Origin of the sequence: Vibrio sp. 10N.261.55.F4 (assembly GCF_041470465.1) — a bacterium.
GTDB lineage: Bacteria > Pseudomonadota > Gammaproteobacteria > Enterobacterales > Vibrionaceae > Vibrio > Vibrio crassostreae_C.
In genome coordinates this window covers 38812-59588 of sequence record NZ_JBFRMM010000024.1, presented here as the reverse complement: position 1 = coordinate 59588, position 20777 = coordinate 38812, and the positions used below count along the sequence as shown (strand labels likewise).

Sequence of the window (20777 nt, the reverse complement as noted above, 5' to 3'; positions counted from 1 at the left end):
CGAGTAGCGAGTAGCGAGTAAATTTTGAAGGGTTGGCGTTTAACGTCAATCCTTTTTTATTGCCTATAACACGGCGCTAGTAGAGATTCCCTACTCCTTCCTTCGTCAGTCTAGGGAATGACGGTTAAATATGAGTTTCGTCTGGTTTGTCATCCTCAAGAGTGAGGTACGAGCGAATTGGGGATCTCTTACCTGCGAAACTCCAAATAACAGACACAAAAAAGCGGAGCCAAATGGCTCCGCTTTTATCGATAGAATGCAAAAAGAATTACTTCTTAGTAAGCTTCTCTTTAATACGAGCTGACTTACCAGAACGCTCACGTAGGTAGTACAACTTGGCACGACGTACTGCACCACGGCGTTTAACTTCGATGCTATCAACCATTGGAGAGTGAGTTTGGAACGCACGCTCTACGCCTTCACCGTTCGAGATCTTACGAACTGTGAATGCAGAGTGTAGACCACGGTTACGAATAGCGATTACAACGCCTTCGAAAGCCTGTAGACGCTCACGGTCACCTTCTTTTACCTTAACCTGAACTACAACAGTGTCACCTGGTGCGAATTTAGGAAGGTCTGATTTTAGTTGCTCTTCTTCAAGAGCCTTGATGATGTTGCTCATTTGTATAAATTCCTAGAATAAACTGATACTAAATTTAATAGGTTACTGCTTGCTTTTCGTTAAGAGCGTTGCTCTTTAATGAATTCAGCCAGTAATTGTTCCTGTTCGTCAGTCAGAGCTAGGTTTTCCAGGAGTTCTGGTCTTCTTAGCCAAGTTCGGCCCAACGATTGTTTTAATCGCCAGCGACGAATGTCCTTATGGTTTCCAGACTTGAGTACCGATGGTACATCTTTATCGTCTAGCACCTCAGGGCGCGTATAATGGGGACAATCTAGCAAACCATTTGCAAAAGAATCTTCTTCTGCTGAAGCGAAATCTCCAAGTACACCCGGAACAAACCGAGATACTGAATCAATCAGCGTCATGGCTGGCAGTTCGCCACCCGTCATCACAAAATCTCCAATCGACCATTCTTCGTCAACTTCAGATTCAATGATGCGCTCATCTACCCCTTCATAGCGACCACAAATAAGAAGTAAATTCTCGTTTGTTGCCAGCTCTTCAACACCTTTCTGGTCGAGTTTACGACCTTGAGGTGAAAGATAGATGACTTTCGTCTTTCCCGGTGCTGCTTGCTTGGCAGTTTTGATAGCGTCGCGCAAAGGCTGAACCATCATTAACATGCCAGGACCACCACCGTAAGGTCTGTCATCAACAGTGCGATGTTTATCATGAGTGAAATCACGAGGATTCCATGTCTCAATAGATAAAAGACCTTTTTTAACCGCTTGACCTGTTACTCCAAAATCAGTAACAGAACGGAACATTTCAGGAAAAAGGCTAATAATGCCAACCCACATGTGTTCTCTCGCTCTGTAATTTGGAGTTAGAATCCAGGATCCCAGTCAACTTCGATCCGGCGAGCTTCGCGATCAACTTTCTTGATCACTTGCTCTTCAAGGTACGGTACTAACCGTTCCTTTTGGCCAAAAGCATCTTTAAGATTTGCTTTGATTACTAGAACATCGTTCGAGCCAGTTTCTAATAGGTCAGTGACCTCACCAAGGTCGTAACCTTTAGTGGTAAAAACTTGCATACCGAACAATTCGCGCCAGTAGAATTCATCTTCTGACAATTCAGGTAACGAAGCAGGGTCAATAGCAATTTCAAAGTTAGTCATCAGTTGCGCGTCTTCACGAACATCTAATCCCGCTAGCTTACATACATAACCTTGGCCATGACGTTTCCAGCTCTCAACTTTGTACTCAACCCACTTACCCTTTAGGTTTAAATACCAAGGGCTGTAATCAAATATGCTTTCAGCATTGTCTGTGTAGGAGAACACTTTGAGCCAGCCACGAATACCATAGGTAGACCCAAGTTTACCCATGACAATTCTATTATTTTGCTCGCTCATAGTTTCTTTACCCTTCATCGACATAAGCTATTTCTCTTTAAAAAAGAATTAAGCCGCTTTTTGAGCGTCTTTAACTAGCTTAGCTACACGATCAGATAGAGATGCGCCTTGACCAACCCAGTGGTTAACACGATCTAGGTCTAGACGTAGACCTTCTTCTTGACCTTGAGCTGTAGGGTTAAAGAAACCTACTTTCTCGATGAAACGGCCAGTTGCAGCGTTACGGCTATCCGCAACTACGATTTGATAAAATGGGCGCTTCTTTGCACCGTGACGTGCCAAACGAATGGTTACCATGTCGTCCTCTTTGCTTTCTTAATAAAATAATTAACCCCAAGTATAAGTAAATAGCTTGGGGTCTCGTGCCAAATTAAAGCCCCGGAATTTTACTCTTATTCCGGTGCAATGCAAGGGCTTTAGCTATTTTTTCACCAACATAGCTGCCGTACACTTTCTGTGACACGGCTAACACTATGAAAAGTAACGTAGCTAAAGCTTACATTTGTAGATTATCGACCAAACGGGTTAAAGCCACCACCCATTCCGCCCATACCTCCACCGCCGCCCATCATGCCTTGCATGTTGCGCATCATGCCTTTCATGCCACCTTTCTGCATCTTCTTCATCATCTTCTGCATTTGGGTGAACTGCTTAAGCATACGGTTTACATCTTGTACCTGTGTACCAGAACCAGCGGCAATACGCTTTTTGCGAGAGCCTTTGATTAGGTCAGGGCGTTGACGCTCTTTCATGGTCATAGAGTTGATGATCGCTTCCATTTGCTTGAACATCTTGTCATCAACTTTATCTTTAACGTTATCTGGTAGCTGAGACATGCCTGGAAGCTTATCCATCATGCCCATCATGCCGCCCATGTTTTGCATCTGACCTAGTTGTTCACGGAAGTCTTCAAGGTCAAAGCCTTTCTTCTCTTTGAACTTCTTAGCCAGTTTCTCTGCTTTCTCGGTATCAACGTTTTTCTGTAGGTCTTCAATAAGAGACAGTACGTCGCCCATACCTAAGATACGAGAAGCTACACGATCTGGGTGGAACGGTTCTAGTGCGTCAGTCTTTTCACCAACACCCAAGAATTTAATCGGCTTGCCTGTGATATGACGAACAGACAGAGCAGCACCACCACGCGCATCACCATCCACTTTCGTCAAGATAACACCGGTTAGTGGTAGCGCATCACCAAAGGCTTTTGCAGTGTTCGCAGCATCTTGACCTGTCATTGCATCAACAACGAACAGTGTCTCTACTGGTTTAATTGCAGTATGAAGCTCTTTGATCTCGCCCATCATCTCTTCATCGATAGCCAAACGACCCGCAGTATCGACAAGTAGCACGTCGTAGAATTTCTTCTTCGCGTGGTCGATTGCAGCGTTTGCAATATCAAGAGGTTTTTGATCAGCTGAAGATGGGAAGAAGTCTACGCCAACATCGCTTGCTAACGTTTCAAGCTGTTTGATTGCCGCTGGACGGTAAACGTCGGCAGACACAACCAAGACTTTCTTCTTGTCACGCTCAGTTAGAAGCTTAGATAGCTTACCTACCGATGTGGTTTTACCCGCACCTTGTAGACCCGCCATTAAGATAACGGCTGGCGGCTGCGCTGCTAGGTTAAGAGCCTCGTTAGACTCACCCATCACCGCTTCAAGTTCAGCTTGAACGATCTTAATGAATTCTTGACCAGGCGTTAGAGATTTAGAAACCTCAACACCCACAGCGCCTTCTTTTACGCGCTTAACAAAATCGCGGACAACGGGCAGTGCAACGTCGGCTTCAAGTAGCGCCATACGTACTTCACGCAGCGTCTCTTTAATATTGTCTTCGGTCAGACGACCTTTACCGCTGATGTTCTTCAGCGTTTTGGATAGACGATCCGTTAAATTATCAAACATAGTTTTCTCTTCGCTCAAAACTGCGACTATTACTGTGAGTATACATTAGCGCGGATTAGAGTCATACCCGTTGTAGAGCGTTAATCATCCGTGCTTGTGATGTGAGACATTATTCACTTGGAATTGAATGAGGTTCGCCATAGCCCCAAAGAGCGATGCGAGGTATAATTCGCCAATTAGTAATCATTAAAATGGATACCATGGACAGTCTTATTGCGATCGCAGCAGCCTTTCTTTATACAATGGCGATTTCCACGATCATTCCAGGTCTCGTGCACCAAACAGGAATCCGTGTAAAAACGGTGTTTATCAGCGCATTACTTGCTCTAGCTTTCCATGCTTGGTTGCTTGGCGATTTGATTTTTAATGCCAGTGGCCAAAACCTCAGTATCTTGAACGTTGCTTCATTAATCAGTTTAATCATATCTTTGGTCATGAGCGGTGCGATGCTCAAAACCCGTTTGTGGTTCATCTTGCCGGTTGTTTATAGCTTCGCTGCTCTAAATCTAATGGCTGCCACTTTTCTTTCAAGCACCTTCATCAAACATCTAGAGAATGACCCAAAGCTGCTACTGCACATCTCTTTGGCTTTGTTCTCATACGCGACGTTGACTATCGGTGCGCTATACGCCCTGCAACTTGCGTGGCTAGATCACAAACTTAAAAAGAAAAAAGCGTTAGTGATAAACCCTAACCTACCTCCTTTAATGATGGTGGAAAGACAGCTTTTCAAGATCATTCTGATCGGTAATGGCTTATTAACAGGTACTTTATTGACAGGCCTTATCTTCGTACAAGATATGTTTGCTCAAGGAAAAGCACACAAGGCTGTATTGTCTTTTATTGCTTGGGTTATCTACTCCATACTTCTATGGGGTCACTATCAGAAAGGTTGGCGTGGACAAAAAGTCACTTGGTTCGCACTTGCCGGTGCCAGCATGCTCACATTAGCCTACTTCGGTAGCCGCTTCGTTCAGGAAATCATCCTGAATTAGTCTGTAATATGAAGGCAAGGTCTCACACACCTTGCCTTTAAAATATTGAGTCCGTTAGATTCAATTGACATCTCGACCATGTTCGGTCATAAATTAATCAAGATACACAAATAGGAAAAGAATAGTTTTGGACGACATATCAACGGGTATCTTATTTGCGCTACTCGCGTGTCTCATTGTAATTTCTGGTTATTTCTCTGGTTCCGAAACGGGCATGATGTCCCTGAACCGCTACCGTTTAAAGCACTTGGCCAATACGGGTCATAAAGGTGCCAAACGTGTAGAAAAACTTCTGAACCGCCCAGACAGATTGATTGGCCTCATCCTCATCGGCAACAATCTCGTCAACATTCTTGCATCTGCGATCGCTACTATTCTTGGTATGCGCATCTACGGGGATATCGGTGTGGCTATCGCTACTGGTACCCTGACTCTCGTGATCCTAGTATTCGCCGAGGTAACCCCAAAGACCATCGCTTCTCTATTTCCTGAACGTGTCTCTTACGCGAGTAGTATCCTTTTGATGATACTGATGAAGGTGCTATCACCATTGGTGATCTTAGTGAACTTCATTACCAACGGCTTCATTCGTATCTTAGGCGTTAAAGCCAGCCATGATGCAACCGACCACTTGAGCTCCGAAGAGCTTAGAACCGTGGTAAATGAAGCCGGTAGCTTAATCCCTCAACGTCACCAAGATATGTTGGTGTCTATTCTGGATTTAGAGCACGTCACCGTGAACGACATCATGGTGCCGCGTAATGAGATTACTGGTATCGACATCAATGACGACTGGAAATCGATCGTTCGTCAACTTACCCACTCGCCTCATGGTCGCGTAGTGCTGTACCGTGACCAAATAGATGAAGTGGTCGGCATGCTTAGGCTGCGTGAAGCTTACCGTCTGATGCTTGAAAAGAACGAATTCAATAAAGAAACCCTGTTGCGTGCCGCGGATGAGATCTACTTTATTCCTGAAGCGACACCACTCAATATTCAACTGCTTAAGTTTCAACGCAATAAGCAGCGCATCGGTTTGATTGTTGATGAGTATGGCGACATCAATGGTTTGGTTACATTAGAAGATATTCTAGAAGAGATCGTAGGTGAGTTTACCACCTCAATCACCCCAAGCTTATCTGAAGAGATTACTCCGCAAAGCGATGGCAGCTTCTTGATTGAAGGCAGTGCCAATATCCGAGATATCAACAAAGGCTTACAGTGGGCACTGCCTACCGATGGCCCAAGAACGCTGAATGGTTTGATACTGGAACATCTTGAAGATATTCCTGAGAGTCACCTGAGTGTTCAGGTTGCCAGCCACCCAATGGAAATTGTTGAGCTTGAAGAGAACCGCATCAAACTGGTTCGCGTGTTCCCACAGATCGTGAACGGCTAACTGAGTTATCAGTGAATCTCTGTCTCGCCCTAAAATACGTTGACGAAAAAGGCCCGGTTCATTGAACCGGGCCTTTTAGTATCTAACTCGCCCTATCTAGGGTAGCTATCAATGACTAGTCGATCTTAAGCTCTTGCAGCATAGACTCTGGCAGTGCCAGTTCATCATTCTTGTTTACAGAGATGCCTGCAGCGATGATCGCATTCGCGATCTCTTTCGCTTCATCCAAAGAGTGCATTGCCGCGGTACCACATTGGTATTCGTTCAGCTCAGGGATCTTATTCTGGTTCTCAACTTTCAGTACGTCTTGCATCGCTGCCAACCAACCGTCAGCCACTTGTTGTTCTGTAGGCGTACCAATCAGGCTCATGTAGAAACCAGTGCGACAGCCCATCGGTGAGATATCGATGATCTCTACATCTGAACCGTTCAATTGATTACGCATGAAACCAGCATATAGGTGCTCTAGAGTATGGATACCTTTCTCAGATAGGATGTCTTTGTTTGGCGCAGTAAAACGCAGGTCAAACACAGTGATGGTATCCCCTTTTGGGGTTTGCATTGTTTTAGCAACACGAACGGCAGGTGCGTTCATGCGTGTGTGATCAACAGTGAAACTATCTAATAAAGGCATTGCTCTTCTCCATGACGGCTGGCTTTAGAAAAACCAGCTTCGATTGTCTTCTAGTTCTTTGCGGCACTGTTTCAGCTGCCATCCATAATCTTTTGCTTGCTGTTCGACTTTGCGCGCCACCTTAATTAGCGATGGCTTGCTGTTGTATGACTTACGCTTATAACCACCACGGCCTTCATGATAAGCCAGGTATTGGTTATATGGGTCCCATAGTGAGATGCCCAATTGACGACGCGTCTCGCTGGTATACCAACCGATGAACATCAATGCATCATCAAAGTTGGTTCTTGAACCACCGTTATTGGTCGCCTTTTGGAAGTCTTCCCAAGCAGGATCTTGAGCTTGTGCATAACCGTAGGCACTGCTTACACGCCCCCACGGTATAAAGCCAAGAATGTAATCTTTAGGTGGGCGCGCATCATGACGATAGCTACTCTCTTGTTTCACAAAAGCCATCGCAACGTTAATCGGCGTTCCCCATTCTTCTTGCATATCCAAGGCATCTTCATACCATGAAGGGTGCTCTCGAAAGATGCTACACAAATTATCTTGCTGCTTTGGCGGTGGCGTTGCACATCCAACCAACAGGCTAGAGACAACACCAACAGTCACTACAGGTAACCATTTACTACTCACTCGAGTAGGCTGACCTAATAAGGCTTGCTTCCTTTCCACCAAAGTCTCGCTATGCTTTTAAATACGAAAAATAATCCGCTAAGAAGCTATCAAAATCTTGAGTGCTTGCTTCTTCACTTTGTTGCTGAGCAATCACAGAACGTTGAACTTCTGCTTCCATCAACTCAGCTGAATATACTTTGTATTGGTGCGCTTTGTGTTGCTGAGCGTACGTTTTACCTAACGCGCAACCCACTTTACCTAAGCCGCCCAATTTTTTGGTCTCTTCTAGCAACTGGCCAGAAATAGTTAGCTCAGGGTTATCAATCCAAGCCTCAAGCGTATCGCATGTTTCTTGGTATGCACGACCACCTTGTTCAGCGTCCATCATCTCGGCAATAGAGCGCAGATCTTTGAAGACACGCTTCGCCCAATCTTGCAGAGACAATCGCTCACCATGACAACCGATTTGCAGCTCTAGACCAACCTGACGACCTTGTAGGATCACCTTGTTCCAGTTATCGCGCCAGCATTCAAGCTCGCAGTTATCCATCTCAGCAGAGTCCGTTAGCACACTCCACGTTAGGAATAAGTCTAGGAAGCGAACCTGCTGCTCATTGATACCAATTGAGCTGAATGGGTTTACATCTAAAGAACGAACCTCAATGTACTCAACACCACCGCGTGCCAATGCTTCAGATGGTTTCTCACCACTCTTCGCCACACGCTTAGGGCGGATTGGAGCGTAAAGCTCATTTTCAATTTGCAGTACGTTGCTATTCAACTGACGGTATTCACCATCAACCTTAGTGCCAATCTCGGCAAATTCTTCTGATGGTGTGCGAATCGCTTGATTCAAACCTTCAAGGTATTGGTCTAGGCTGTTGAAACCAATCTTCAACACACTTTGCGCACTGTTCGTGTAGCCAAGGTCGCTCAGGCGCAGTGCCGTTGCTTTTGGCAGATACAGTGTCTCGCCAATCTTTTCAAAAGGCAGGTTTGTCTCTCTTCCTTTGATGAAAGAAGAACATAGCGCAGGTGAAGCACCGAAGAAGTATGGGATTAACCAACCAAAGCGGTAGTAGTTACGAATCAAACCAAAGTAAGCATCTGACTTAGATTCACAACGCGCTTCTTCAGTTTGCTCTCCAAACAGGCTATCCCAAAAGCTTTCTGGGAAAGAGAAGTTGAAGTGAACACCAGAGATAATCTGCATCAGGCTACCGTAACGACGTTTTAGGCCTTCACGATATAGGGTCTTCATCTTACCGTTATTCGAGGTGCCGTATTGCGCTAGCTGAATGTAATCTTCACTGCCAACGTAACAAGGCATAGAAAGCGGCCATAGTTTTTCGCCGTCTAACTTGGTTTGCGTGAAGTGGTGGATATCAGACAACTGATTCAAAAGCGTCGGAACGTCGTTAGAAACAGGCGTGATAAATTCCAGTAGCGACTCAGAGAAATCGGTCGTTACCCATTCGTTCATCAACGCAGATCCCAAAGCCTCAGGGTGCGGCCCAGTAGCAAGGTGCCCATCTTCCGTGTAGCGTAATGTTTCCCTTTCAACACCACGACCAAATTGAGAGAAGGTCTTAGGGTTGGTTGCAACTTGCTTTAGTCGCGCAGCAAAATCAGTCAAAATTCAGTTCACTTATCTTATATTGTTCTGATTAGAACTATCATAAATTAGGTTGGAGGAGAAAAGTAGAGTCTCTTCCCTCCCCCTTTAATGTGTACTCTAACGAATGATTTCAAGCTCTTCTATTGGAATATCTAACTTTTCTAATTGCGGGCGAAGCGAAGTCGCGTCACCAACAACGATTATTTGATAATCATTCGGGTCAAACCATTTCTTAGATAGCTCGTTTAAGGTCTCTTTTGAAACCGTTTCAACTATCTGATTACGCTGTTGTAGGTAATCTTCATCAAGGCTCAATGCAACAATATTACTCAACAACCCCGCCTTTTGACTTGGCGTTTCGTATTTAAGTGCATCTTGTTGACCGACGGCAAGGCGCATAAATTTCACCTCTTCGTCAGTTAATCCACTTTGGCTAAACTCATTCAGCTCATTAATAAACTCTTGAATCGATGGAACCGTCGCATTCGCCCTTACCTGCGCGCTAAATACCACTGCGCCAGTTTCACGAGTACTTGCGAAGTAACCGCTTGCACCGTAAGTGTAGGCTTTGTCTTCACGTAGGTTCTGGTTGATACGGCTATTGAAGTTGCCCGCTAAGTTAAAGTTAGCTAACTGGCTCAAATACAATTCGCCCGTCGCATCAAACGGCAGGCCCTTACGAACCAAGCGAACAATGCTTTGCGGCGCACCCGGTTTATCAACTAAGTACAGGTGCTGACCAGAAAGCTCTTTAACGATCTGTGGACGCGTTAATGGTGCCGCATCGCCTTGCCACTCTTCAAAGAATTGTAGCTGTTTCCCTACCTCTTTCTTCGAGATGTCTCCCACCACAACAATATTGGCACCTTCTGGTGTGTAATGTTGCGCATAGAATTTTTTCACATCGTCTAAGGTCAATTTCGATAGAGATTCCTTAGTACCATCACTTGCACGAGCAAAAACAGTGTCACCAAACAGCACTTCACGGGTTGCTTGAGAAGCCATCCAGCTTGGCTGCTGATGCTGATACACAACGCCTTCTAGCATCTGTTTCTTAACGCGCTCAAAATCTTGCTCATCGAACTTAGGATCGAATAGAACCTCTTGCACAATCGCTAAGGTTTGAGGCAAGTTTTTCTCTAGCGTCGAGACTGAAATATCTGTGGTGTAGCTGCCCGCACTAATGCTCACGCTGCTACCAAGTTTATCTAAGGTCGCTTGTAACTCTTCAACGGTTCGTTTAGTTGAGCCTTCTTCCATCATCGAAGCCGTTAGGTTCGCTAGGCCTTCTTGCCCTTTGCGAACATAGCGTTCGCCTGCAGGCAATTGAATTTGCAGCTGTACTGTCGGAGTTTCACTGGTCACGGTACCAATTAAGTCAGTGCCATTTGCAAAGTGCATGCGGTACAACTCAGGCATGGTCGCCTCAACACCAAAGTTCACTTCTGGCATCACACTGCGATCAAAGGTATCCGGTGCCTTTCTGAAATCCAGTTGATCTTCCGTCACCTTGCTGTATTCCGGCAACGTACGTGGTGGCGTGGTAAAGGTCGCTTCACGAACCGCCAAATCGAGTTTTTTCTTAGGAACCACACTCAAGGTAACCTTGTGCTTACCTTCGATGAAATCTTGGTATGCCTTGCTCACGCTCTCAGGCGTCACCGCTCGGATTTGATCGAGTTGTGATTCAATGCGATCAGGCTGACCATAGAAGGTTTGGTTCGACGCGAGTTGCGACACCTTACCTTTAACGCTTTGCAATGCAAAAACAGCATTCGCTTCGGCCATGCCAGTGATCTGGTCTAAACGCTCTTGCTCAACGCCCTCTTTCGAGAATTGCTCCAGGGTATCCATCAGCTCTTTATTGAGAACCGTCAAATCGCCTTTTTCACCTGAGTTGCCCATTGCATACACGTACATGGTACACGCCAACTCAGCACAATCATGGAAAGAGCCAGCGCTGACGGCCTTCTGCGTTTTTACGAGGTTTTGATATAGGTAACTGTTGGTACCTGAACCTAACACGTTAGACAATGCATTCAGTGAAGCTTGCGTCTCTTCACCGCGATACGTTGTTGGCCACCCCACCAGCACCATCGGCTGACGAATATTGTCTTCTAAGGTGATGTATTTATCTTCTGTTAGAACAGCAGGTTGCTTCTCTGCCGCCTTCACTTCAGGGCCTTGAGGAATTGAACCAAAGTACTTGTTAACCCATTCTAGCGTGTCATCAACGTCGATATCACCACCAATCGTTAACACGGCATTGTTTGGGCCGTACCAACGCAGGAAGAACGCTTTAAGATCATTCACGTCAACACGGTCAAGATCTTCAACATAGCCGATTGGTTGCCAAGAGTAAGGGTGACCTTCAGGGTAAAGCGCTTCGCCCATGCGTTCCCACATCAAGCCGTAAGGACGATTTTCGTAGCTCTGCGCTCGCTCGTTCTTGACCGTGCCTCTTTGAACCTCAAATTTCTTCTGAGAAACAGCATCCAACAAGAAGCCCATTCGGTCTGATTCTAACCACAACATTTTCTCAAGTTGGTTAGAAGGAACAGTTTCAAAATAGTTGGTGCGGTCACGGTTGGTCGTGCCGTTTAACGAGCCACCCGCTTCGGTAATGATCTTAAAGTGCTGTTGGTCACCAACGTTCTCTGAACCCTGGAACATCATGTGCTCAAAGAAGTGAGCAAATCCCGACTTGCCTATCTCTTCACGTGCTGAACCGACGTGATAAGTTACATCAACATGCACCAACGGATCGGAATCATCAGGGGAAAGAATAACTGTCAGACCGTTTTCAAGCTGATACTTGGTGTAAGGAATCACTACTTTATCTTTAGAGGGCTTAACCTCTTCTAACAGAGTGACACCTTCAGGTAACGAGGAAAAGAAGGGCGTTGAGCTAGGTACATTGTAAGAACAGCCAGCAATGGCGATAAGAGAAAATGTACCAAGTAAAACCTTTTTCATAGGTTCTCCTTAGAAAAAACCGAAGTAGATAGCAGCAAGTAAGCTATAGCGAGCGGCTTTGCCAATCGCTATCAAAATAACGCTAGGGATGAATTTCATTCTTAGCCAACCCGCAGCGAGACACAAAGGGTCACCAATGATCGGTAACCAACTAAATAACAGTGTCCAGTAGCCATAGCGACTCAGCCAAGCCATAGCCTTATGACCATGCTTTTCAGATTGAGTTCGATTAGGCAACCACAAACCAATCCAATAGTTAGTCAGGCCGCCTAAGGTATTGCCTAATGTCGCCACTAGAATGATCGATGAGGTTGAAAACTGATCTAAGCTCAATGCAGCCACAAGGCTAGCTTCTGAACCACCGGGTAGTAACGTGGCACTCAAGAAGCCACTGATGAAGAGTACCCACAGCGCCGAGTCCGAGAACCACAGCGCGATATTTTCAAAAAGGGAGTTAAAAAATTCTAACACTGCCTATCAACTTTCTTGCATTTTAAGTAGCACCTTGCCTCTGGTGTGTCCGGTTTCAACCTGCAGGTGCGCCGACTGCGCCTCGTCTAACTGGTAGATACCTTGAATTTCTGTTTTGAGCAATCCGACACTGACCATGTAAAGCATGGTGTCCATTTGCTCAGGGTTTGGTTCAACTAGCATGCCTGATGCAGTAAAACCTAGTAGTGTGGCTTTTTCGCAGATCAGTTCTGCAGATAGAGTTGGAACGGTTACTACTCTTGCGCCATCTTTTAGGCACTTCAATGCATCAAGCGCGGTATCGCCACCGACCAAATCAATCAACACATCGACATCAGATACTCTTTCTGATGCTGGCGCAAACTTATAGTTAATCGCGTGAGCACCTAGCGTCGCAAGGTAATCAAGGTTGGCTTCGCTGCAGGTTGTGTAAACCTCTGCTTTTGCTGCCACTGCAATTTGAACCGCAAGGTGACCAACGCCGCCCGCGCCCGCCAAGATAAGCACGCGGTCGCCTTCTTTCACTTCGGCTTTGTTGAGCGCTTGTGCCGCTGTTTGACTCGCGAGTGGTAATGCAGCTGCCGCTTCTAGAGTGACAGAATCAGGAACCATACTTAATGCAGCTTCTGGAACACACACATATTGGCTGTAACCGCCACCTTGCAGTGGAAAACCAATAAAGCCAGCTACGTTATCACCAACAGTAAAGCGTTCAGCCTGTTCGCCTAGCGAGACAATTTGCCCTGAAATATCGTAGCCAGGTACCCAAGGTAGGTTATCTTTGTTTTGTGCTGCCGCCCAACCAAGGCCCGCTCGGGTTTTGACATCAATCGGATTAATGCCTGAAAAGGAAACTTTAACCACCACTTCTCCAGCCTTAGGCTCAGGGATCGCACTGGTTTGAATACTTAGGTTTTCGACGCCGCCGAATTGAGTAATCGCAATCTGTTTATTTTCCATTCCACATTTCCTTGATTGATAAAAGCCCTAATGAGCAAGCACCCTAATTAATAAAAAGAAAGGGATGCGAAAGCATCCCTTTGACTATAAACCATTTAATAAGGCTAAGTTAACCGCTCATTCGTAAATTGACGACCAATTAACGTAACGATACATGACCCAGCAAATCCACTAGCCCACGAGAGCTAATAGAATGCCCGCCGCAACCGCACTACCAAGTACACCGGCTACGTTCGGACCCATTGCATGCATCAATAAGAAGTTCTGAGGGTTTGCCTCAAGACCAACCTTGTTCACAACACGTGCCGCCATTGGAACCGCCGATACGCCAGCTGCGCCAATCAGTGGGTTGATGTCCTCTTTCGAGAATCGGTTCAACACCTTAGCCATCAATACACCACCCGCCGTACCGATACTGAACGCGACCGCACCTAAACCTAGAATACCCAGTGTTTCTAAGTTCAAGAACGTATCCGCTTGAAGCTTAGAACCAACCCCTAGACCTAGGAAAATAGTTACAACGTTAATCAGTTCGTTTTGAGCTGTTTTTGAAAGGCGATCAACCACACCCGCTTCACGCATTAAGTTACCCAAACAGAACATACCAACTAGAGGTGTTGCTGAAGGTAGGAACAAAATCGTCATCAGTAGTACAGCAAGCGGGAAAAGAATCTTCTCGGCTTTGCTAACGTGACGAAGTTGAGCCATCTTAATTTTGCGCTCTTCAGGAGACGTTAACGCTTTCATGATTGGTGGCTGAATGATAGGAACCAAAGCCATGTAGCTATAAGCCGCTACTGCAATGGCACCTAAAAGATCCGGAGATAACTTGCTTGCCAAGAAGATCGCAGTTGGGCCATCGGCACCACCAATGATCGCAATTGACGAAGCATCGGCCATCGAGAACTCCATTCCTGGAACGTAGTTCAGCAAGATCGCGCCAAATAGCGTCGCGAAGATACCAAACTGAGCCGCAGCCCCTAGCCACAACGTTTTAGGGTTCGCAATCAACGCACCGAAGTCCGTCATCGCACCAACACCCATAAAGATCAGCAGTGGGAAAATACCTGTCTCAATACCAATGTAGTAGACGTAGTAGAGCAAACCACCTGGATCAGTAAACCCAGCATTTGGAATGTTTGCTAATACAGCACCAAAACCAATAGGCAGTAGAAGTAACGGTTCAAATCCTTTACGAATTGCCAAAAACAACAGTAAGCAACCAACAAGCATCATACAGATCTGGCCGAACTCAAAGTTCGCAATCCCTGTTTCAGACCATAAGGTCATCAATCCTTCCATGGTACTCCCTTACGCTAAGCTTAGTAGTGGAGCGCCTACAGTAACTGCATCGCCTTCTTTAACATTCAATTCTTGAACGATACCACCACGAGCAGCACGAACTTCCGTTTCCATCTTCATCGCTTCTAGGATTAGTAGAACGTCGCCTTCAGAAACCTCAGTACCCGCCTGAACGTTTACTTTAAAGATGTTACCCGCCAATGGAGCTGGAACCGCTTCAGCGTCAGACGCTGCTACTGGTGCAGCCTGAGCAGGTTTTGCAGATGGCGCCACCGATGTCAGTTCACCTTGTGGGCCAACTTCAACATCGTAAACTTGACCATCAACCTTCACGCTGTAGCTTTCAATACCACCAGAAGCTTGTACAGGAGCTGCAGCAACTGGAGCCGCAACTTCTAGCGTTGGTGCAGGTTCAAATGCTTCAGGATTACGACGGTTCTTAAGGAACTTAAGACCCACTTGTGGGAAGAGCGCGTAAGTCAGTACATCATCAACCGTATCTTCAGCTAGAGAGATACCCTCTGATTTCGCTTTCTCTAACAGATCCGTCGTTAACGTATCCATTTCAGACTTAAGTAAATCAGCAGGACGACAAGTAATCGGCTCTGCACCGTCTAGAACTTTCGCTTGCAGTTCAGCATCCACTTCAGCAGGAGCTTGACCGTATTCACCTTTCAGTAGACCAGCAGTCTCTTTCGTGATGCTCTTATAGCGTTCGCCCGTTAAGACGTTAATAACCGCTTGAGTACCGACAATCTGAGAAGTTGGTGTTACTAAAGGAATGTAACCAAGCTCTTTACGTACGCGTGGGATCTCTTCTAGAACTTCATCCATGCGATCGGCGGCGCCTTGCTCTTTAAGCTGGCCTTCCATGTTAGTTAACATTCCGCCAGGAACTTGAGCGATTAAGATGCGAGAATCGACACCTTTTAGCTGACCTTCCCATTTCGCGTACTTTTTACGTACATCACGGAAGTAAGCCGCGATGGGTTCGATTTGGTCTAGTTTAAGATTCGTGTCGCGCTCTGTACCTTCTAACATCGCAACAACCGTTTCGGTTGGCGTATGACCGTAAGTACAGCTCATTGAAGAAATAGCGGTATCTAGAATGTCGATACCCGCTTCAACGGCTTTAACCGCTGTTGCAGTCGATAGACCAGTTGTCGCGTGGCTATGCAGTGCTAGAGGAACGTCACACGATGCTTTGATACGTGTAATCAGCTCTTCTGCTTCATACGGCTTTAATAAACCTGACATATCTTTGATACATAGTGAGTGACAACCTAGGTCCTCTAGGCGTTTGGCCAAATCAACCCAAGTATCTGAATTGTGGACCGGACTGGTTGTGTAAGACAACGTACCTTGAGCGTGGCCACCAACGTCGATCGTTGCTTTCACTGCTTTTTCAAAGTTACGTACGTCATTCATCGCATCAAAGATACGGAATACGTCCATGCCGTTTTTATGGGCACGTTCAACAAATTTTTCTACTACATCATCCGCGTAGTGACGGTAACCCAACAGGTTTTGACCACGCAGTAGCATCTGCATTGGTGTGTTTGGCATCGCTTTTTTAAGTTCACGTAAACGCTCCCATGGATCTTCTCCAAGAAAACGGATACACGAATCAAATGTCGCGCCGCCCCAAGTCTCTAGAGACCAGTAACCGACTTTATCCAGTTCTGCCGCAATTGGCAGCATATCTTCGATACGCATACGAGTAGCAAATAGTGACTGGTGCGCGTCACGAAGTACCACATCTGTGATAGCTAGTGGTTTAGACATGCTCATAAACTCCTTTTTAATCCTTTAAATGCTACTTAGCAGTAGACGCACGGTATTGATGAACCGCGGCCGAAATTGCTGCCACTACCTGTGGACTAACAGCTGAAGGGTTTGATTGTGATTTTTGAATTTTTTTAGGTGCTGCGATCGGCTCTGGTACTTCTTCTGGTACCAGTTTTGACATCAACCGAACGAGGTAAACTAGAATAGTTAGGAAAATAAAGACAACGGACATCCCCGTTATCATTAGAGTCGCCGCATCTCCTAGCAGGCTTCCAATATTAGTCATGTTGCTTCCTTTCTTCGTCATCCTGACATACGTACAGGATTTCAGCGAATAGTGATCCCGACCCATGGATTATCTCGATTGGTAAAAGTTTGTCAATTTTGTTTAAGGTTCTGTTACGGATAACGCACACATAAGGTTAATTATTCGCCTATCAGATCACATAAATCTGTCAAATACGTCATTTTTAGATATTTAAACTGTGACTTAAACGGGGCTTTTCTGGGAATTGATATGAGAAAGGTGGAATAACAAAGAAGCAATCAAGAACTACTTTAAATACAACAAGTTAAACAACGAACAAATTTAACATTGTCGCAACAAATTTGCAGCAGACATAAAAAAAGCCTCGTATAAATGAGGCTTTTTCTAATAATGTGGCGCGCTCTGGAGGATTCGAACCTCCGACCGCCTGGTTCGTAGCCAGGTACTCTATCCAGCTGAGCTAAGAGCGCACGGTTTTAATATCAATTCATTGTTACTAACAACAGATCAATATAAGGATTTCATTCTTATAAGAAAGAAGCCCTAAATAGTGGCGCGTCCTGGAGGATTCGAACCTCCGACCGCCTGGTTCGTAGCCAGGTACTCTATCCAGCTGAGCTAAGGACGCACGGTTTTCGATATCAGTATTTCCAATATCAGGAGTTCACAAGGAAACCCTAAAGAGTGGCGCGTCCTGGAGGATTCGAACCTCCGACCGCCTGGTTCGTAGCCAGGTACTCTATCCAGCTGAGCTAAGGACGCGCAGTTTTCGATATCGGTATTCCCAATATCAGGGGTTCATAAAAGAAACCCTAAATAGTGGCGCGCTCTGGAGGATTCGAACCTCCGACCGCCTGGTTCGTAGCCAGGTACTCTATCCAGCTGAGCTAAGAGCGCACGGTTTTAGTATCAATTCGTTGTAAACAACAACTCAATACAAGGATTTCTGTTCTTATAAGAAAGAAGCCCTAAATAGTGGCGCGTCCTGGAGGATTCGAACCTCCGACCGCCTGGTTCGTAGCCAGGTACTCTATCCAGCTGAGCTAAGGACGCACGGTTTTTGATATTAATTTTCGACGAACGATTTATCAATATCAGGATTCACATTCTTATAAGAACTAAACCCTAAATAGTGGCGCGCTCTGGAGGATTCGAACCTCCGACCGCCTGGTTCGTAGCCAGGTACTCTATCCAGCTGAGCTAAGAGCGCACGGTTTTAGTATCAACTTAGTCAATACAAGGACTTTCATTCTTAAAAGAAATAAACCCTTAAATAGTGGCGCGTCCTGGAGGATTCGAACCTCCGACCGCCTGGTTCGTAGCCAGGTACTCTATCCAGCTGAGCTAAGGACGCACGGTGTTCATTCATTAAGAATGAAGTTGTGAAATATATCACATTCTTCTTGCTACGAAGAAAAAAAAAGGCCATCGGCCTGTAATGAATGGCGGTGAGGGAGGGATTCGAACCCTCGATGCAGCTACAAACCACATACTCCCTTAGCAGGGGAGCGCCTTCGGCCACTCGGCCACCTCACCTAATTCATTATTCTCAAATCACTTACAAGTAAGAGAAGAGAGAATGGCGCGTCCTGGAGGATTCGAACCTCCGACCGCCTGGTTCGTAGCCAGGTACTCTATCCAGCTGAGCTAAGGACGCACATTTACATTGTCTAAATTGCTAATTTTAGACTCGCAAGAAATGGCGGTGAGGGAGGGATTCGAACCCTCGATGCAGCTACAAACCACATACTCCCTTAGCAGGGGAGCGCCTTCGGCCTCTCGGCCACCTCACCGTCTTGCGGAGGCACATATTACGTTTTACCGAAAATATGTCAAACACTTTATTGAAAAAAATTGGACAAAAACACTCAACCGTTTGCTATTTAATCAAAGCGCTTGCAAATTGAACTTATAAGATTCAAATCGCGCTTTTTCCCTTAAAAATTAAGGTGAAAGATTGGCAATAATAAACAGCCGAAAACAATTATCTAATTTCTCCAGCAGCAAGTGCTACCGCTGATGGCACAATACTACGGGATGCGTATTTTCGCCATAGGGGAAGCGAATAAATCTTGAGTTTTGCCAAACAAAATACAGAGCAACAGTTCTGTTCAACCTTGTCTGTATCTCGCAGCATCACAAAGCATTCACTTCACCACTTTGAGACCGATCCGTTATCCAACCCATCTGTGTCCCAATCAGTGTTTCGGTTCCCCAAGATCAAAAAAGGCTAGCAACAATGCTAGCCTCTTCTCTACGCAAAAGTATTAGTAGTTGCCAGATGCAACGTTACCATTACCTTTTTCAGCTTGAATGCGCATGTAGATCTCTTCACGGTGAACAGATACTTCTTTAGGTGCGTTAACACCGATACGTACTTGGTTACCTTTAACGCCTAGTACAGTAACTGTTACTTCATCACCAATCATCAGTGTTTCGCCAACGCGGCGAGTCAAAATTAGCATTCTTTGCTCCTTGAGTAATCTCTAAATTTATCTAGCTACGAGAGCATTATCCAACAAAAGTTATATTTTCGTAAACTATCGATTGAGTTTATTTAACCAAAATGCACTTCTTTTTTAGGATAACCCTGTGTTTCACGCGCTACGATGTATGCATTGTGTAATATGTTAGCAGCCATATCGACTTGCGTTGGTGATATCACCAAAGTTAAAGACTGCTGCTGCAATAAGTGATGCTGTACATCAATTTCGCCTTCAGACAACAATCCATGTGAACTGACCACAATTTCTTGTGTTCGGCTTCCTACCACAGTTAACAAACTAACCTGTTCACTATTACGGATTTTCTCAGCAAAAACTAGTTTTAATTTGGCACTTATGTCTTGTTTAATAATGAGTGCTGCCCGTTCTGTTTCCTCGATCACACTACAGACTTCGATCCCCAACAGTTGGCAATGTGAAATGAAAGACGGTAAATCTTCATTCAAACACTCGATACGCACCATATCTCTTTGGATGGCGATGCCAGCAATATCATTCAAACACTGATTACCCGCGATCAATGTGCCCTCGCCTTGTTCAAAGCTTGAAAGCACTCGCAATGACACGTTGTGCTGCCATGCATACTGAACACAAGGAAGGTGCAATACCTTAGCGCCTCGGCGAGCCATCTCTTCCATAGAAGGAAAGTCTAAAGTATCTAATTTCTGAGATTGTTTTACGACTCTAGGGTCACAAGAGTAAACACCATCTACATCAGTATAGATCTGGCATTCTTTCGCCTGCAAGGCACCTGCAAGCGCGACCGCTGTAGTATCTGAACCACCGCGGCCTAATGTCGTGATATCACCTTTCGCATTGAATCCTTGAAAGCCTGCAACAATAACAATCTGGTTGTCATCTAGCAGAGCTTGAATCGGAGCAGTATCAATACGCTCAATCGCTGCATTATTATGATTAGAATCCGTGTGTATCTTGGCTTGATAGCCAGTCATCGATGTCGCTTCATAACCTAACTTGTGTAACGTCATTGCTAACAAGGCCATGGAAACTTGCTCGCCAGCCGTTAACAACACATCCAGTTCTCTAGCGTTTGGTACGCTATCAACTTGCGTGGCTAAATTAACTAACCGATTTGTTTCACCAGACATAGCAGAAACGACAACCACGATCTGGTTCCCTTCATTTTTCGCTTCAATGATTTTTTCTGCTACATGATGGATTCGTTCAATTGAACCCACCGACGTTCCACCAAATTTCTGCACGATAAGAGGCATTTTCACCCGTCCTCACCTTCCCAAGACCAATGTCTATATATGACAAAAAAACACATACTCCGCGTCAGGGCGAAGCAATAAAAAATTAACCAAGGAGTCTAACGCCACCATTAGACTTCTTGGTTA

General features: G+C 45.4%; 18 protein-coding genes and 10 tRNA genes. 2 read left to right on the top strand and 26 right to left on the bottom strand.

Annotated elements, in window-relative coordinates; all coding sequences use genetic code 11:
* Positions 1-268 precede the first annotated feature (268 nt).
* The 5 genes from rplS to ffh form a co-directional block, all read right to left on the bottom strand.
* Positions 269-622, bottom strand: coding sequence for a 50S ribosomal protein L19 (gene rplS, locus AB4249_RS13150; protein WP_004735514.1), 354 nt, complete (start codon positions 620-622; stop codon positions 269-271).
* 59 nt (positions 623-681) lie between these two features.
* Complete coding sequence (gene trmD / locus AB4249_RS13145) at positions 682-1422, bottom strand: tRNA (guanosine(37)-N1)-methyltransferase TrmD (protein ID WP_102319880.1); 741 nt, start codon at positions 1420-1422, stop codon at positions 682-684.
* 26 nt (positions 1423-1448) lie between these two features.
* Entirely contained in the window at positions 1449-2003 is a 555-nt protein-coding gene (gene rimM, locus AB4249_RS13140; RefSeq protein WP_017063236.1) for a ribosome maturation factor RimM, read from the bottom strand.
* 24 nt (positions 2004-2027) lie between these two features.
* Positions 2028-2276 (bottom strand): 30S ribosomal protein S16, encoded by a 249-nt coding sequence (gene rpsP, locus AB4249_RS13135; protein WP_004410028.1) that lies wholly within the window; start codon positions 2274-2276, stop codon positions 2028-2030.
* Positions 2277-2488: 212 nt separating this feature from the next.
* A complete protein-coding gene (gene ffh / locus AB4249_RS13130; protein ID WP_010435884.1) occupies positions 2489-3883 on the bottom strand; it encodes a signal recognition particle protein in 1395 nt (464 codons plus the stop codon).
* Between the two features lie 200 nt (positions 3884-4083).
* Between ffh and AB4249_RS13125 the strand changes: the two genes are divergently transcribed.
* On the top strand, positions 4084-4878 hold the full coding sequence (locus AB4249_RS13125; RefSeq protein WP_017079954.1) for an inner membrane protein YpjD: 795 nt from the start codon (positions 4084-4086) through the stop codon (positions 4876-4878).
* Positions 4879-5005: 127 nt separating this feature from the next.
* Positions 5006-6277, top strand: coding sequence for an HlyC/CorC family transporter (locus AB4249_RS13120; protein ID WP_017063233.1), 1272 nt, complete (start codon positions 5006-5008; stop codon positions 6275-6277).
* Between the two features lie 115 nt (positions 6278-6392).
* Here the strand turns inward: AB4249_RS13120 and luxS are convergent, their stop codons facing one another.
* The 21 genes from luxS to AB4249_RS13015 form a co-directional block, all read right to left on the bottom strand.
* A complete protein-coding gene (gene luxS, locus AB4249_RS13115) occupies positions 6393-6911 on the bottom strand; it encodes an S-ribosylhomocysteine lyase (RefSeq protein ID WP_017056597.1) in 519 nt (172 codons plus the stop codon).
* Between the two features lie 24 nt (positions 6912-6935).
* A complete protein-coding gene (locus AB4249_RS13110; RefSeq protein WP_017629422.1) occupies positions 6936-7586 on the bottom strand; it encodes a hypothetical protein in 651 nt (216 codons plus the stop codon).
* A 10-nt stretch (positions 7587-7596) separates the two neighbouring features.
* Positions 7597-9165, bottom strand: coding sequence for a glutamate--cysteine ligase (gene gshA, locus AB4249_RS13105; protein ID WP_017063229.1), 1569 nt, complete (start codon positions 9163-9165; stop codon positions 7597-7599).
* 99 nt (positions 9166-9264) lie between these two features.
* Complete coding sequence (locus AB4249_RS13100) at positions 9265-12123, bottom strand: pitrilysin family protein (RefSeq protein WP_017063228.1); 2859 nt, start codon at positions 12121-12123, stop codon at positions 9265-9267.
* A gap of 9 nt (positions 12124-12132) precedes the next feature.
* Positions 12133-12594, bottom strand: a complete 462-nt coding sequence (locus AB4249_RS13095) for a YqaA family protein (protein WP_017059555.1) — start codon at positions 12592-12594, stop codon at positions 12133-12135.
* Positions 12595-12600: 6 nt separating this feature from the next.
* On the bottom strand, positions 12601-13554 hold the full coding sequence (locus AB4249_RS13090) for an NADP-dependent oxidoreductase (protein ID WP_017065778.1): 954 nt from the start codon (positions 13552-13554) through the stop codon (positions 12601-12603).
* Between the two features lie 171 nt (positions 13555-13725).
* On the bottom strand, positions 13726-14856 hold the full coding sequence (locus tag AB4249_RS13085) for a sodium ion-translocating decarboxylase subunit beta (RefSeq protein ID WP_019825842.1): 1131 nt from the start codon (positions 14854-14856) through the stop codon (positions 13726-13728).
* A 9-nt stretch (positions 14857-14865) separates the two neighbouring features.
* Positions 14866-16641: a sodium-extruding oxaloacetate decarboxylase subunit alpha gene (gene oadA / locus AB4249_RS13080; protein WP_017059560.1), complete on the bottom strand. Its 1776-nt coding sequence runs from the start codon at positions 16639-16641 to the stop codon at positions 14866-14868.
* A gap of 31 nt (positions 16642-16672) precedes the next feature.
* Positions 16673-16930, bottom strand: a complete 258-nt coding sequence (locus AB4249_RS13075; protein ID WP_004741884.1) for an oxaloacetate decarboxylase subunit gamma — start codon at positions 16928-16930, stop codon at positions 16673-16675.
* Positions 16931-17305: 375 nt separating this feature from the next.
* Positions 17306-17382 (bottom strand) — tRNA-Arg (locus AB4249_RS13070).
* An 81-nt stretch (positions 17383-17463) separates the two neighbouring features.
* Positions 17464-17540: transfer RNA gene (locus tag AB4249_RS13065), tRNA-Arg, on the bottom strand.
* A gap of 57 nt (positions 17541-17597) precedes the next feature.
* Positions 17598-17674: transfer RNA gene (locus AB4249_RS13060), tRNA-Arg, on the bottom strand.
* Between the two features lie 58 nt (positions 17675-17732).
* Positions 17733-17809: transfer RNA gene (locus AB4249_RS13055), tRNA-Arg, on the bottom strand.
* Between the two features lie 79 nt (positions 17810-17888).
* Positions 17889-17965: transfer RNA gene (locus tag AB4249_RS13050), tRNA-Arg, on the bottom strand.
* 80 nt (positions 17966-18045) lie between these two features.
* Positions 18046-18122: transfer RNA gene (locus AB4249_RS13045), tRNA-Arg, on the bottom strand.
* Between the two features lie 67 nt (positions 18123-18189).
* A tRNA-Arg gene (locus AB4249_RS13040) sits at positions 18190-18266 on the bottom strand.
* An 89-nt stretch (positions 18267-18355) separates the two neighbouring features.
* A tRNA-Ser gene (locus AB4249_RS13035) sits at positions 18356-18448 on the bottom strand.
* Between the two features lie 44 nt (positions 18449-18492).
* Positions 18493-18569, bottom strand: a tRNA-Arg gene (locus AB4249_RS13030).
* Between the two features lie 43 nt (positions 18570-18612).
* A tRNA-Ser gene (locus tag AB4249_RS13025) sits at positions 18613-18705 on the bottom strand.
* Positions 18706-19179: 474 nt separating this feature from the next.
* On the bottom strand, positions 19180-19377 hold the full coding sequence (gene csrA, locus AB4249_RS13020; protein ID WP_004415691.1) for a carbon storage regulator CsrA: 198 nt from the start codon (positions 19375-19377) through the stop codon (positions 19180-19182).
* A 92-nt stretch (positions 19378-19469) separates the two neighbouring features.
* Positions 19470-20651 carry an aspartate kinase gene (locus tag AB4249_RS13015; RefSeq protein WP_017063224.1) on the bottom strand — a complete coding sequence of 394 codons (1182 nt, stop codon included), beginning with the start codon at positions 20649-20651 and terminating at the stop codon, positions 19470-19472.
* Between the last annotated feature and the right edge of the window lie 126 nt (positions 20652-20777).